The sequence below is a fragment of the Maritalea sp. genome (assembly GCF_051251695.1).
Lineage (GTDB): Bacteria > Pseudomonadota > Alphaproteobacteria > Rhizobiales > Devosiaceae > Maritalea.
The window spans coordinates 1-13,771 of record NZ_JBPOEU010000014.1 but is presented as its reverse complement, the minus strand read 5'-3'; the positions used below and the strand labels follow the sequence as shown (position 1 = coordinate 13,771).

The 13,771-nt window shown below is 48.2% G+C and carries 14 protein-coding genes; 3 read left to right on the top strand and 11 right to left on the bottom strand.

Annotated elements, in window-relative coordinates; genetic code table 11:
- Positions 1–56: 56 nt before the first annotated feature.
- On the bottom strand, positions 57–467 hold the full coding sequence (locus ACSHWX_RS10035; RefSeq protein ID WP_435668078.1) for a TIGR01244 family sulfur transferase: 411 nt from the start codon (positions 465–467) through the stop codon (positions 57–59).
- Positions 468–708: 241 nt separating this feature from the next.
- Between ACSHWX_RS10035 and glpK the strand changes: the two genes are divergently transcribed.
- Entirely contained in the window at positions 709–2,196 is a 1,488-nt protein-coding gene (gene glpK / locus ACSHWX_RS10030; RefSeq protein ID WP_435668077.1) for a glycerol kinase GlpK, read from the top strand.
- Here the strand turns inward: glpK and pyrE are convergent.
- From pyrE to ACSHWX_RS10005, 5 genes are all read right to left on the bottom strand, one after another.
- Positions 2,193–2,708, bottom strand: coding sequence for an orotate phosphoribosyltransferase (pyrE, locus tag ACSHWX_RS10025; RefSeq protein WP_435668076.1), 516 nt, complete (start codon positions 2,706–2,708; stop codon positions 2,193–2,195). The two genes, glpK and pyrE, sit on opposite strands and share 4 nt — an antisense overlap.
- Before the next feature lie 27 nt (positions 2,709–2,735).
- On the bottom strand, positions 2,736–3,761 hold the full coding sequence (locus ACSHWX_RS10020; RefSeq protein ID WP_435668075.1) for a quaternary amine ABC transporter ATP-binding protein: 1,026 nt from the start codon (positions 3,759–3,761) through the stop codon (positions 2,736–2,738).
- Positions 3,761–4,633: an ABC transporter permease gene (locus ACSHWX_RS10015; RefSeq protein WP_435668074.1), complete on the bottom strand. Its 873-nt coding sequence runs from the start codon at positions 4,631–4,633 to the stop codon at positions 3,761–3,763. Before ACSHWX_RS10015 ends, ACSHWX_RS10020 begins: the two co-directional genes overlap by 1 nt.
- A 67-nt stretch (positions 4,634–4,700) precedes the next feature.
- Positions 4,701–5,714 (bottom strand): ABC transporter substrate-binding protein, encoded by a 1,014-nt coding sequence (locus tag ACSHWX_RS10010; RefSeq protein ID WP_435668073.1) that lies wholly within the window; start codon positions 5,712–5,714, stop codon positions 4,701–4,703.
- A 265-nt stretch (positions 5,715–5,979) separates the two neighbouring features.
- Entirely contained in the window at positions 5,980–6,936 is a 957-nt protein-coding gene (locus ACSHWX_RS10005; RefSeq protein WP_435668072.1) for a glycine betaine ABC transporter substrate-binding protein, read from the bottom strand.
- Between the two features lie 337 nt (positions 6,937–7,273).
- Here ACSHWX_RS10005 and ACSHWX_RS10000 point away from each other — a divergent pair, with 337 nt between their 5' ends.
- Positions 7,274–8,482 (top strand): ABC transporter substrate-binding protein, encoded by a 1,209-nt coding sequence (locus ACSHWX_RS10000; RefSeq protein ID WP_435668071.1) that lies wholly within the window; start codon positions 7,274–7,276, stop codon positions 8,480–8,482.
- Positions 8,483–8,573: 91 nt separating this feature from the next.
- Positions 8,574–9,167, top strand: coding sequence for a class I SAM-dependent methyltransferase (locus tag ACSHWX_RS09995; RefSeq protein WP_435668070.1), 594 nt, complete (start codon positions 8,574–8,576; stop codon positions 9,165–9,167).
- An 84-nt stretch (positions 9,168–9,251) separates the two neighbouring features.
- Here the strand turns inward: ACSHWX_RS09995 and ACSHWX_RS09990 are convergent, their stop codons facing one another.
- From ACSHWX_RS09990 to ACSHWX_RS09970, 5 genes are all read right to left on the bottom strand, one after another.
- Positions 9,252–10,535, bottom strand: a complete 1,284-nt coding sequence (locus ACSHWX_RS09990; protein WP_435668069.1) for a branched-chain amino acid ABC transporter permease — start codon at positions 10,533–10,535, stop codon at positions 9,252–9,254.
- Positions 10,532–11,527 carry a branched-chain amino acid ABC transporter permease gene (locus ACSHWX_RS09985; protein ID WP_435668068.1) on the bottom strand — a complete coding sequence of 332 codons (996 nt, stop codon included), beginning with the start codon at positions 11,525–11,527 and terminating at the stop codon, positions 10,532–10,534. Before ACSHWX_RS09985 ends, ACSHWX_RS09990 begins: the two co-directional genes overlap by 4 nt.
- A 15-nt stretch (positions 11,528–11,542) precedes the next feature.
- A complete protein-coding gene (locus tag ACSHWX_RS09980) occupies positions 11,543–12,247 on the bottom strand; it encodes an ABC transporter ATP-binding protein (RefSeq protein WP_435668067.1) in 705 nt (234 codons plus the stop codon).
- The gene (locus tag ACSHWX_RS09975) at positions 12,244–13,014 is read right to left on the bottom strand and encodes an ABC transporter ATP-binding protein (RefSeq protein ID WP_435668066.1); all 771 of its coding nucleotides are present in this window, start codon (positions 13,012–13,014) and stop codon (positions 12,244–12,246) included. The genes ACSHWX_RS09980 and ACSHWX_RS09975 overlap by 4 nt, the downstream gene beginning before the upstream one ends.
- Positions 13,015–13,115: 101 nt before the next feature.
- Positions 13,116–13,481 (bottom strand): methylglyoxal synthase, encoded by a 366-nt coding sequence (locus ACSHWX_RS09970; protein WP_435668065.1) that lies wholly within the window; start codon positions 13,479–13,481, stop codon positions 13,116–13,118.
- Between the last annotated feature and the right edge of the window lie 290 nt (positions 13,482–13,771).

Genomic DNA, 13,771 nt, shown 5'->3' with positions numbered 1-13,771 from the left:
CAATTGGCAACATTAATGCACCAAGGAAAACGCGTCTTTAGTTTATTTTATTCAGCCTATTCGCTTAAATGGCCAGCAAGATGGCTAACATCATATCCAGCATTTGCTGCAGCGGAAATAATGTCTTGTGCCGGTAGATTTCCGGCCTGGCTTAAAGCCCATAGCGTCGTGGAGCGCGTGCCAGAACGACAATAGGCCAACACAGGTTCGCCATCAGCAAAAACCTCTCGGGTCTGTGCTATCATTTCAGGGGAAACGCCTTCACGGCCCATCGGGATTTCGACAAACTTTAGCCCTTGAGCCAAAGCTGCGGCCTTCACCTCTGCCGACATTGGTTGGTCTGGCGCTTCGCCATCTGGGCGATTATTGATGATGGTTTTAAAACCCGCTTCTTTAATCGCAGCAAGGTCTTCAATCGCGATTTGTGGGCTCACACTCACCTGATCATTGATTTTTTTCAGTTCCATCAAGAGGGTCCTCATATCGGGTGTGCTTAAGATTAACGGTTTATAGGCGTCAAAAATGGCGTTTAGCAAGCATCTGAAACACCAAAAACCACCCATGAGCGGAAATAAAGCTACAAATTAGTCTAACCTCATAAAAAACCTATGCCTATGGCGTAAAAGTGCACAAAATTTGAGCAATAATTCGAGCCAATTTGCTTAACTCTGGATTGCATCGGGCAATTCCAGCCGCTAAAATAGTCAAATGAACAAGCACTTACTTGCCATCGATCAGGGCACGACCTCCACCCGCAGCGTTATTTACAATGCCGATCTCACCCCAATTGGCGCGAGCCAGTTGGAATTTGATCAACATTTTCCAAATGACGGACGGGTCGAGCATGATCCAAACCAAATTTGGCAAACGGTTTCTCAAACAATAAGTGAGGCACTGGCCAAAGCTAAACTTTCGCCAAGTCAAATCGCGGGTATTGGCATCACCAACCAGCGTGAAACTATTGTCATTTGGGACAAAAAAACAGGCGAACCCATTCATAATGCCATCGTCTGGCAAGACCGACGTACGGCAGCTTATTGCGCCAAACTGAAAGAACAGGGCCACGAAATCAAAGTGACCGACAAAACGGGACTGCTGCTTGATCCCTATTTTTCCGGCACCAAGATTAACTGGCTACTCGACAATGTGCCCAACGCACGCAAACGCGCACAACAGGGCGAACTATTCGCTGGCACCATCGACAGCTGGTTGATTTATAAACTCACTGGCGGGCGCACCCACGTCACCGACGCAACCAATGCCTCACGAACATTACTGTATAATATTCATGACGGCTGTTGGGATGCCGAACTGCTCAACTTGTTTGATATTCCCGCCTCGCTACTGCCCGAAGTAAAAGACTGCGCCGCCGATTTTGGCACAACCGACACCGAAATCTTTGGTGCATCTATCCCAATTACCGGCGTTGCAGGGGATCAACACGCTGCTTCCATCGGCCAGGCGTGCTTTGAAAAAGGCATGGTGAAATCCACCTATGGCACAGGTTGCTTTGCGATGATGAATGTCGGGGACAAACCGCTAAAGTCATCCAACCGACTATTATCGACCATTTGCTACCAATTGGATGGAAAACCAACCTATGCACTTGAGGGCTCAATTTATATTGCAGGGGCAGCCGTGCAATGGTTGCGGGATGGCATTCAAATCATCAAAGATGCACGTCAGTGCGATCAAATGGCCAAATCCGCAGACCCCAATCAGCATGTATATTTAGTTCCAGGCTTCGTTGGGCTTGGCGCGCCATACTGGGATTCAGATGCACGCGGCGCGATTTATGGCCTAACCCGTGGCACTGGGCCAAACGAGTTCGTCAAAGCAACTCTTGAAGCTGTTGGCTATCAAACACGCGATCTCTTAAACGCCATGAATGCCGATTTTGGCGGTAAAATTGAAAAACTACGCGTCGATGGCGGCATGACCGCATCCAATTGGACCATGCAGTTTTTGGCCGATATCTGCCAAACCCCCGTTGATCGCCCCAAAAATCTAGAAACCACAGCAAAAGGCGCGGCCTATCTGGCGGGTCTATATTTAGGCATATGCCCCGCACCAGATCAAATGATGGAACGCTGGGACTTGGACCACCAATTTTTGCCTGAAAAAGACAATGATTGGGCTGAACAAAAATACGCCGGTTGGCAGGATGCCATTGAGCGGACATTGGTTAAAACTTAGGTCAAATTTAGCTCTTTTGGCATTATTAGCGCAAAAAGCGGCATACCAGCGTCTTTTATTGCCTCAACCGCTTTTGCGTCACGTGCGATAACCAATGCGACGCCAACTATTTGGGCACCAGCTATTTCCAGTTCCTTGGCGGATTTTAATATCTGCCCGCCGGTGGTTGTCACGTCCTCTACAACAAGCACACGTTTATTCTTGACGTCTGGCCCCTCAGAAATGCGCTCGGTCCCATAGGACTTTGCTTGTTTACGAACGAAACAAACCGGCTTGCCCATTTCCAACGAGAGTGCAGTAGCGATGGGAATACCACCCATCTCTAGCCCTGCCAGCACGTCAAATTCGACATTCAATTGCCTCGCCAATCGACGCGCTATCTCCCCAAGAATATCAGGTTGTCCTTCAAACTGATATTTGTCGAAGTAGGTATTGACCACTAAACCCGATCGCGTTGTGAACTCTCCGGTCAGCTTACAAACATCAATGATGCGGTTTTTAAACTCAGGCATAGCCTAGCTCCAATTTATCCCATTCAGTTAAACCGGGGCACTATGCCTTGCCAGCGCTTTGATCACCTGCTTGGCGGTGATTTTTCCGATGATCTTATCATTTTCATCCGACACGCCGACCCAGTCATGTTCAGCAAACAGTGGCAAAACATCTTCGCAACATGCGCTGGCGTTCACACGATAATCACATGGACCAAAGTCACCCGTTTCCATAATCGTATGCACATGAATGGCCCGCGCACGGTTCACATCGGCAACAAACTCCACCACATGCTCATTGGCGGGATTGAGCACAATTTCTTCGGGTCGCCCCGATTGAATAACCGCGCCGTCTTGCAATACAGTTACTTGGTCGCCAATTTTCAGCGCCTCGTCAAAATCATGGGTGATGAACAAAATGGTTTTGTTCAAATCCTTTTGCAACACCAACAACTCATCCTGCATGCCAGAACGGATAAGCGGATCAAGCGCAGAAAAAGCCTCATCCATCAGCAAAATATCCACGTCCATCGCAAGCGCACGCGCCAAACCAACCCGTTGCTGTTGTCCGCCAGACAGTTGATGAGGCCGAGAATTTTCATATCCCTCTAGCCCAACCTTGGCGATCCACTCTTCAGCCGTCTCTAGTCGCTGTTTCTTCGACACACCGCGAATTTCAAGCCCATACCCCACATTATCGATAACCGACCTGTGTGGCAGCAATCCAAATTTTTGGAACACCATCGCGATTTCAGTTCGCCGGAATAAACGCAATTGGTCCATATCCATGCCCAACACGTCTTTTCCGTTTACTTCAATGCTGCCCGCAGTTGGGTCAATTAGACGGTTTACGTGTCGAATAAGTGTAGATTTCCCCGACCCTGACAGGCCCATCACAACGTGCAGCTGGCCTTGAGCGACATCCAAATCGACATTGTTGAGACCAATCACATGTCCTGTTTCGGCCTGCAAATCATCTTTAGAGGCGCCAGAGCGAAGGGCGGTCAAAACTTCGTCTGGGCGCGGGCCAAAAATCTTGGTGACACCGCGCATTTTAATTTTCAAATCAGTCATTATGAACGCTCCACATCAACGCCAATATGAGCTTGTAATTGCTTGCCAAAAGCCTGGGTTATCCGATCAAAGACAATCGCCAACACCACAATCCCTAGACCTGCGAGGATGCCGCGAGAAACTTCCAATCGTCCAATACCCTGCAGCACTTGATAGCCAAGTCCGCCTGCCCCGATCATTGACGCGATGACCACCATGGCCAATGCCATCATCGTTGTTTGGTTGATCCCTGCCAAAATGGTGGGCAATGCCAAAGGGATTTGAATGCCAAACAAGCGCTGTCGCGGGTTCGCACCAAACGCTTGGCTCGCTTCCATAATTTGAGGGTCGACAAGACGAATACCCAAATCGGTCAGCCGCACCAATGGAGGAGCCGCATATACGATTGTCGCCAGCAACGCCGGAATTTTACCCGGTCCGAAAATCATCACTGTTGGAATGAGATAGACAAAACTTGGCATTGTCTGCATCAAGTCCAAAACCGGGGTCACAATTTTACGCATCAATAAAGAACGTGCCAGGGCAATTCCAAGCGGAATGGAAAAAACAATCGCCGTGACAGTCGCCGCGATCATCAGCGCCATCGTTTTAATCGCGTCTTCCCACAACCCCATAACACCCAGAAACAACATCGACACGAGCACAACGGTCGGCAACGGCCATCTTCGCGTCGCCAAATAGGCAAGCACGGTGAAAAAACCGATAATTACCCACCATGGTGTGGCCAATAACCCAGCTTCAATTCCATTTAAAAGCCACAAAAGCGGCATCGCTACCGCTTCAAATTGATCGCCCCAATTGATGACAATCCACTCTAATCCGTTGTCGAGCCAAATTCGAATTGGCCGTGTTTCAAAGATCTCTGGAAACATATTACTCCGATAAAGACGAAAAAGGACCGAGTTCACCCGGTCCTTTCAGCTTTTTGATATTCAAATTTTAGTTCAAGCTTGCTTTAACAGCCGCTGCAACATCTGCATCCACCCAAGTCATCCAAACAGCTTCTTGAGTTTTCAAGAAGTTTTCAGCTGTCTCTTCCGCGGAAGCTTTGTTCTCAGAACCCCAAGACAAAATCGCACTAACTTCAACGTTGCTCAACGCAACCTTTGAAATGTAATCAGCGACAATTGGAGCTTCTGTTGGCAACCATGCTGCAACACCCTTAACGACAGGTGGCGTAGGCCAATCAGTTTTACCCGGAGTGGCACAATCTGATTTCCCGTTACACGCGAAAATTTCCGCATCATGTGTCGGCATGCCCAATTTGACCATGTCATACTTGCCCATCAAGCTTGTCGGGCCCCAATAGTAAAATGCAATTGGCTCTTGCTTAACAAATGCACGCGCAATCGAGGCGTCCAAGTTGCCACCAGAACCGGGTGAAAACAGATTAAAGCTATCTTCTAATTCATAAGCCTTGAAAAGGTTTGCGTTCGTGATTTCACAAGACCAGCCTGGAGGGCACGAATAAATCCGACCTTTTGAATTGTCTTCTGGGTCCATGAATAGGTCTTTATAGGCAACCAAATCCTCAACATTTTTAAGGTCAGGATTTGCGTCCGCCACATATTTAGGGATCCACCAGCCTTCAACCGCACCATCAGAAATCGCTGCACCCAAGCTCGACACTGTCCCGTCTGCTTCGCCTTTTGCCCAGATATCAAGAATGGAACCTGTCCACAATTCTGGTGCAAATGCCGGGCGTCCTTTTGCCAACATAGATGCCGAGGTAGGCACAGTATCACCGGCCACCACTTCAACTTCACAGCCAAATCCATCACCAAGAATTTTGGCATGGATGTGCGCTAATGCAGCAGCAGATGGCCACGACATCTCAGCAATATCAATTTTTTTATCTGTATCGCAAGTCGCAGCAATTGCAGCAGGCGCAAATCCAAGCGCCCCAAAAACCAACGCTGCACCAGCAACAAGTTTTGAAAATTTAATAGTCATACGCATTCTCCCAAATAGTTCGGCGTTTGGCCGGAGCATAGGGAGACTAAACACATGCGTCAAACCATTTTCGCAAACAAAATTTTGTGAACAAAACAAGAAGTATCTATAAATAATATACATTAATATTCACTAATATAGAACATGTATTTAAAGTTCATCTAAACATTGTAGTTGTGTATTCAAAAAGCACCACCAATATTCAATGGATGTTCATACGTCTAGATAAAGTTGCTTGAGTATTTCAAAAATTATACTTATTTTGCTATTGTAGCCATTCGGCCCAAATCGTCTCGTAGTTTGTATAAAAATGGTCGGACACTTCTTTTGCAGGTGCATTATTATCCACCTGCCAAGCCAACAAAGCATTCATTGTAGTAACCGGCATCACTGCTTTTCGGGCATAAGGTAACAATTCAGGGGCATCTGAACGCACCCAGCTTGCCAATACAATTTGCACTTGTTCTTCAATAAAGTTACTCGCAAGCAATTTTGAACATCCCGACTGCCCCAGGCATGGATATGCACTATTGTCATAATTGCCCAAGTCAATTTGAGCCAAATCAAGCTCGTTCAGCATCGCGTTGGGTTGCCAATAGTAAAATACACTCGGCGAATTCTTTGACAGCGCCTGCCCAACCAGTTGATCCATCATCAACCTGTCTGAAGGTTCAATGACATTGAACAAATCATATAGGCCAAAGGCCTTGAGCATGTTCGTGTTAAGAACCGCGCAGCCCCAACTTTTGGGACAAGAGATGAAGTCCGGCTTTTCCTGCAGTTGATAAAGTTGTTGAAGTTCCTTCAAATTTTCAACTTTCTTTAGCGAGGGGAAATCAGCAACCACTTTTGCAGAAACAAACCAGCCTTCCAAAACTGTGCGATCAAAACTATTGCCTGCCCCAAATCCGGCACGGGCCTCCAACACCTGGTTCCAGCGTTCAGTCGCGCGGGTGATCCATAGCTCTGGGATGAGCGTTGGTGTTTGCGCAGTCTTCAATGTGGTCACTGCGCTCTCAATGTCCATCAATGCAATCTTGGATTTACAGTTGAACTGCTCTTCAATAAATCGCGCATGGATATGGGCCAAAATCGAGGCAGATGGCCATTGCAAATCTGCGATGACAATCTCTTTTCCGCTGCACCCTAAACCGGCCTGTTGGTCTTGCGCTCTGCTCGCGCTAACGCCGACCGCACCGCAAAAAGCAACTATTAGGGCCAAACGTACTCCGAATAAGACGGACCAACCAAACTTAGGCAAACGACTTCTCTTCTCTTCAATTGATCGCTTCATAATTGTCGGGCAATCAGTGGTAAGCGAATGATATGACATAATTTTGTGAGTTTTCTCATCACCATGACCGAACTTAACCAACTTTCACATAATGGAGTACGATCTTTGGTAAATTTACATCAAAACGGGTGACTCTTTTCCTAAAATGCGTATTGTTGAGCTTAGGCGAGGGAGGAAAACGACCTCGCGTGAGCCCAATGTTGTCAGGATAGCCTGACAAACAATTTGGGTCAAAACTAGAAGATGAACTAGTCAGAGGGAAATTATGCGTCATCTTAAATTAGCACTCACAGCCGCAGTTGCTGCAACATCACTAAGCGTTGCTACACCTGCCATGGCTGACGGCGTAAATATCGGCATTTTGCTCGGTTTTACGGGTCCACTTGAAACTTTGTCACCACCAATGGGTGATGCGGCAAAGCTTGCATTACAACACATTAACGAACAAGGCGGCGTTCTTGGTGGTGAAGCATCATTCACAATCGGCGATTCGACTTGTGCAGACGCGACAGCAGCTGCCAACGCGGCAGATCGTTTGATCAACGCTGACGGCGTTCACGCCATCGTTGGTGCAATGTGTTCAGGTGCAACAATCTCTGCAGCTAACACTGCAGCCATCCCAGCCGGCGTTTTGATGGTATCTCCATCAGCATCGTCACCAGCTGTAACAACTGTGGAAGACAATGATCTATTGTTCCGCGTTGGTCCATCAGACAGCTACCAAGGTGAAGTTGTTGCTCGTTTGTTGCTTGCAAAAGGCATCAACGACATCGCGATCACTTATGTGAACAACGACTATGGTAAAGGCTTCGCCGATTCATTGGCAGCAGCTTACTCAGCAAGTGGCGGCGACGTTTCGATCAACGAAGCGCACGAAGAAGGCAAATCAGACTATCGCGCTGAATTGGGTTCTTTGGCCGCTAGCGGTTCTACAAACCTAGTTGTTTTGGCTTATGCCTCAGGTTCAGGCCAAACGATCGTCCGTCAAGCAATTGAAGCAGGCGACTTCGAAATCTACTTCGGTGGTGACGGCATGATCGCTGATGATTTGCTTACAGGCATCGATGCAGCGTCTGTTGAAGGCATGATCGGCACACGTCAAGGTCGTGCAGACTCAGCCGGTACTGGTGTTTATGCAGATTTGGCAACAGCTGCTGGTCAAGACCCAGTTGCATCGTTTGGCGCACAGTCATATGACGCTGCGTTCTTGACTGCATTGGCATTTGAAAAGCACGGTTCAACTGACCGCGAAGGCTTGAATAAAGCTCTTCGTGAAGTTGCAACTGCACCGGGTGAAGTTATTCTTCCTGGTGAATGGGCAAAAGCCAAAGCATTGATCGCTGAAGGCAAAGACATCAACTACGAAGGTGGCGGCGGCAGCCATGAATTCGACGCAGCTGGTGACGTTTCCGGCGCGATCGTTGAAATGGTTGTTAAAGGCGGCACTTGGGTTGAACTTGGTCAAGCCATGTAAGCTTTTTAGCTTAACAGATAAATTGATACGGAAGGCCCGATGCAATGCATCGGGCCTTGTTTGTGAGAGGAAAATCGGCTAATCTCATTCCATGTCATATGATCCAGATACATTTAAGTTTTACGCTGAAAACGCAAACGAATACGCTGCGAGAAGAACGAAGCCTTCCAAAACCCTGATGACCTTTATCAACCAACTTCCCGAACGTGGTCGCGTTCTTGAACTTGGATGTGGCGCGGGGCTTGAAGCTCATTATATGCACGAGCAAGGCTTTGACATCACAGCGACAGAAGGCAACCCTGAACTCGCCAAATTTGCCATCAAACGACTTGGTAAACACGCCAAGGTGATGCGGTTCGACGAATTGGATGAACAGCTCATATTTGATGGGATATGGGCAAATATGTGCCTGTTGCACGCGCCATGGGATCAACTCGGCGACATCATCAAGGCCACACATAGAGCCCTTAAGCCGAGCGGTTTATTGATGGCGAGTTTTAAAAGCGGTGATGGTGCGGCACGCGATCGGCTTGATCGATATTACAACCTGCCCACAAAAGAAATGCTGGCCGAAAAATTCCAAATGGCAGCCGATTGGAATGAGCTAAAAATCACGCCCGGTGAAAGTGGCATTGGCCATGATGGCACGCATTACAACGTCATGTGGGTTAGCGCAAAAGTTTAAACGCCCATTCCAATCAATCGAAAACGCCGCCCCAAATTCATGGAGCGGCGTCTTTGTTTTTTTAAAACTGATGAGGCTTAAGCTCTATTCAGTGCGTATCCGCTCAGGGATCATACCTTGAGGCGCATATCGAAGCGCAAACGTAATCACCATCCCAAGAACGAACACCCGCATTTGCAGGGCGCGGGATTCCATATCGGGTATGGCCCCAATGCCCGCGCCGTCCGACAAATCACTGATCAGACTAAAGAGAACCAGCGATGCAGGTTCAGAAATTGTCCAAACAATATAGATGAACACACCGCCAAACAGCGCGCCATAATTGTTGCCTGCCCCACCAACAATAATCATCACCCAAACAATAAAGGTGTGGTTGATCGGCTGGTAGCCACTGGGATCAAGAATTTGAACATAGGAGGTCAGAATTGCCCCACCAATACCCATCAACACCGCGCCCAGCACAAACACTTCAAGTTCGCGTTTGGTGACATTTTTACCGATAGCGCCAGCCGCAACATGATTATCTCTGACCGCACGCATCATCCGGCCCCAAGGCCCTTCATATGCGCGTTGAAGGAAGAAAAAGATCACAGCGATAAACAAGACCGTGATGGCCAAAAATCCAGAACGGGCAAGAATGATCGCCATATCTGGCTCTGCCAAACCTGACGCGGTAATGTCCGCTGGTAAAGGCGAGGGCCAAGGTACAGGCGACACGGTTAGCGTACCCCGCGTCAGCCAATCCATGTTTTTGATCAGCGCCCGGATAATTTCCGAAATACCAATGGTCGCAATCGCCAAATAGTCGGTGCGTAGTCCAAGGCAGATTTTACCCACAACATAGGCAACAACACCCGCAAGAATACCGCCAACAATCCAGCCAAGGATCGCCGGTAGGCCAAGACCGCCGATAAATCCTGCCTCAGCTTCAATCAAACGTGCCGCCGGATCAATTTGCGAACGGTAAACAACATAGGCAACAGCCCACGCCACAACCAGCAAGAACCCACGAAGTTTTTTCAAGCTACCCGATTTTGGGATGCGCGTAACACCCCAAATCAAGGCCCCACCAGCAACCGCTGCAAGCAACGCTTTAAACAACATCATTGGTCCATCAGACGACCAAAATGCATCATTGAGCGGATAGGACACGAAGGTAACCGAGGCACCCCCAACCATCAAGAAACCCATGACACCAAAGTTAAACAGGCCTGCATAGCCCCATTGCACATTGAGCCCTAAAGCGATGAGTGCATAGGCAGAGGCGATCACCAGCAACTGAATAGTTGTTGGAATTTTCAGCCAAACGGCAAGCGCCAAAATGAGAACACCAAGTCCGGCAAATAAAACTGCATCGCGCTTAATCATGATGATGATCCTTTAAAGATACCTTGTGGGCGAACCAACAGCACGACAACCAAAATCACAAAGGCAACCGTCAACTTATATTCGGTCGGCACCAGTGAAAGGTCCTTTGGGAACCAGTCAGGCAAATTATCAAACCCGCGAAACATGATTGACCAGTTAAACACGGCCATCGTTTCCGCAAACCCGATCAAAAACCCGCCAGCAATTGCACCATAGGAATGGCCAAGACCACCCACAACAGCCGCCGCAAATATCGGCAACACGATGTTAAACGCCAAATCGGGTTTCAAAATAACATCAAGGGCCAGCATTGTACCCGCCATCGCGGCAAGACTACCTGCAATAATCCATGTCGCACGCACAACTTTCGCTGTGTTGATCCCCGAAACCTGGGCAAGACTTGGATTGTCAGCCATGGCACGCATGCCCTTGCCCGTCCGCGAACGCGTCAAGAAGAAATGCAACACAATCACCGTCACAATAGTGGTGATGATGACCAAAACTTGCGGCTCAGAAAAGTTGATGGACCGCTTCACGCCTTCAATCGGCAATTTGAAACGAAACAAGTCTTTGGTTTCGTTCTCAAAGAAGCTGCGAGTTCCCGTACCCGCAAACAAGCGGATGAGACCCTGCAGCATCAATGTCACCCCGATCGAAGCGATCAGCAAGGTAACGGTCTTAACGCCCTTGGCCCGCAAGGGTTGATAAAATCCCTTATCAATTCCAAGCGCCAACCCTGCTGTTATGGCCATTGCAAAAGGCAAAACGATAAAGCCCGTTGGCAAAAATGTTTGAATACCCAATGATTGGAAAACCCCAACCAAAAGAAACGAAACAAATGCCCCCAACGTCATCATGTCGCCATGCGCAAAATGCGCGAAACGCAGGATGCCGAAAATGAGCGTGATGCCCACCGCGCCCAGTGCATAAACTGACCCAAGCGTTGCGCCTGAGATAATTACTTTGTTCAAAAAGAAAATAAATTCATTCATAGCGTTAGATCCCCACTAACCGCCAAGGAAGCTTTGGGCGACTTCTGGATCGTCCAATAACTCCCGCCCGGTTCCGGTGTACCGGTTTTTTCCCCCAGCCAAGACAAAGCCTTTTGTGGCAAATTCTAGTGCTTGACGGGCATTTTGTTCGACCATCAATATGCCCACACCGGACTTATTGACGTTCACAACTGTTTCAAAAATTTCCATCATATAACGAGGACTTAACCCCGCAGATGGTTCATCTAACAACAGCAATTTGGGTTGGCTCATAAGGGCACGCCCCATCGCCACCATTTGGCGTTGACCCCCTGATAATTCCCCCGCTTTTTGGCGTCGCTTGTCTTTGAGCGGTGGAAACATTTCATAGACATAATCAAGTGTGTCGCTGAAATCATCATCGCGAATATAAGCGCCCATTTCCAAATTCTCATGCACCGTCATATCGGTAAACACATTGAATTCTTGGGGCACAAAGCTTAGGCCCAGCGGCACCAATTTATCTGGCAGGTTGTTCGAAACTTCTTGCCCGTCCAGATTAATCTCACCGTCGGTCACTTCCAAAAGGCCAAAAATCGCTTTCAAAGTAGTCGATTTGCCGGCGCCATTTGGCCCAACAATCACACCAATATCTTCGCGCTCAATCGCCATATTTACGCCATTGAGGATCGGTGCGCCGCCATAGCCGCCATGTACATCTTTGACTTCTAATAAACTCACGACGCAACCTCCACAGCCGTACCGAAATATGCTTCCACGATTTCAGCATTGTTGCGGATTTCTTCCATCGGACCTTCTGCTATTTTGGTCCCCTGCGCCATCACAATGACCGGGTCACACATCTCGCCGATGAGGTCCATATCATGCTCGATCACAAAGAATGTATATCCAAGTTCTTTGTTCATCCGCTGAATGTTGCGCGCCAAATCCTTCAACAACGTCTTGTTTACCCCAGCCGCCACTTCATCAAGCAGTACGGCTTTGGCATCAGTCATCATTGTGCGACCAAGTTCCAATAGTTTTTTCTGGCCACCAGATAAATTGCCAGCCAGCTCGTTCTTCACATGGCCAAGATGCAAAAAGTCGACCACATCAAGTGCCATTTTACGCACTTCGTGATCAAATTCCGTGACTTGGCGAATGTTGAACCACGACTGGAACAGGCTCTCGCCAGGTTGATCTGAAGCCGCGACCATCAAGTTTTCCAACGTGGTCATGTGCGAAAACTCATGCGCGATCTGAAATGTGCGTAACATGCCTTTCGCATGAAGCTCGTGTGGTTTAAGCGCGGTGATATCCTCACCGTTAAATATAATCTGCCCTTCATCGGGCATCAATGTACCTGCAACTATGTTGAAAAGCGTGGTTTTACCTGCGCCATTTGGACCAATCAATCCCGTTATTGATCCCTTCTCAACCTGCAAAGAACAATCAGATACAGCCTTCAGCCCTCCAAAACTTTTGGAGACCCCCCTGACCTCAATCATGTTTTCTTTTTCCACCCCGTATAATCCCCTCTTTTCGGAGTTTATTTTTATTCAAACTGCCCTAAAACCAACTCGCTGGTCAATCAATACCTCCCTAGTCTTTAGAACAATCCAAGCACCGCATTGGCCGTCGATCTGTTGCAAGCAAATGGCACATCATAAAGTGTTGCCAATCTAATGAGTGCTTTTACGTCGACGTCATGCGGCATTGCCGTCAAAGCATCGATGAAAAAGATCAAACCATCAAGTTTGTTTTCCACAATCATCGCCCCCAACTGGGCATCTCCACCCAATGGGCCGCTTTTTAAAAGTGTAATGCTAAGCTCTGTTTCTTCAACAATATGCGCGCCGGTGGTCCCGGTCGCATATAAGTCAAATTCAGCGAGCTTTTCTCTGTGATTTGCGCACCATTGTGCCAAGAGTTCCTTCTTGTCGTCATGTGCAACAAGACCAATAGACTTTTTCACGCGCGCGTCAGATCAGATTGTCACTGACCTGCCCCTCCAACTACAACTCATTATTGTTGATATAGCAAAGCCAATCAATATGCCACCGGAGGACCCATCAAAAAAGACCGCCCAGATTTTCACCCGGCCGGTCTTCATATATGCGGTTCGCTATTGAGAGAGTCTGTTTAGAACTCTTTCCAATCAGCCTCAGTATCAATCGCTGCATTGCCCTGGCTTGAATAAGCCCCTGCCGCTTGCTTTTGTAATGCCCGAGCGTCTTGACGCGGTGCTTCTGGAGACGGTGCCGC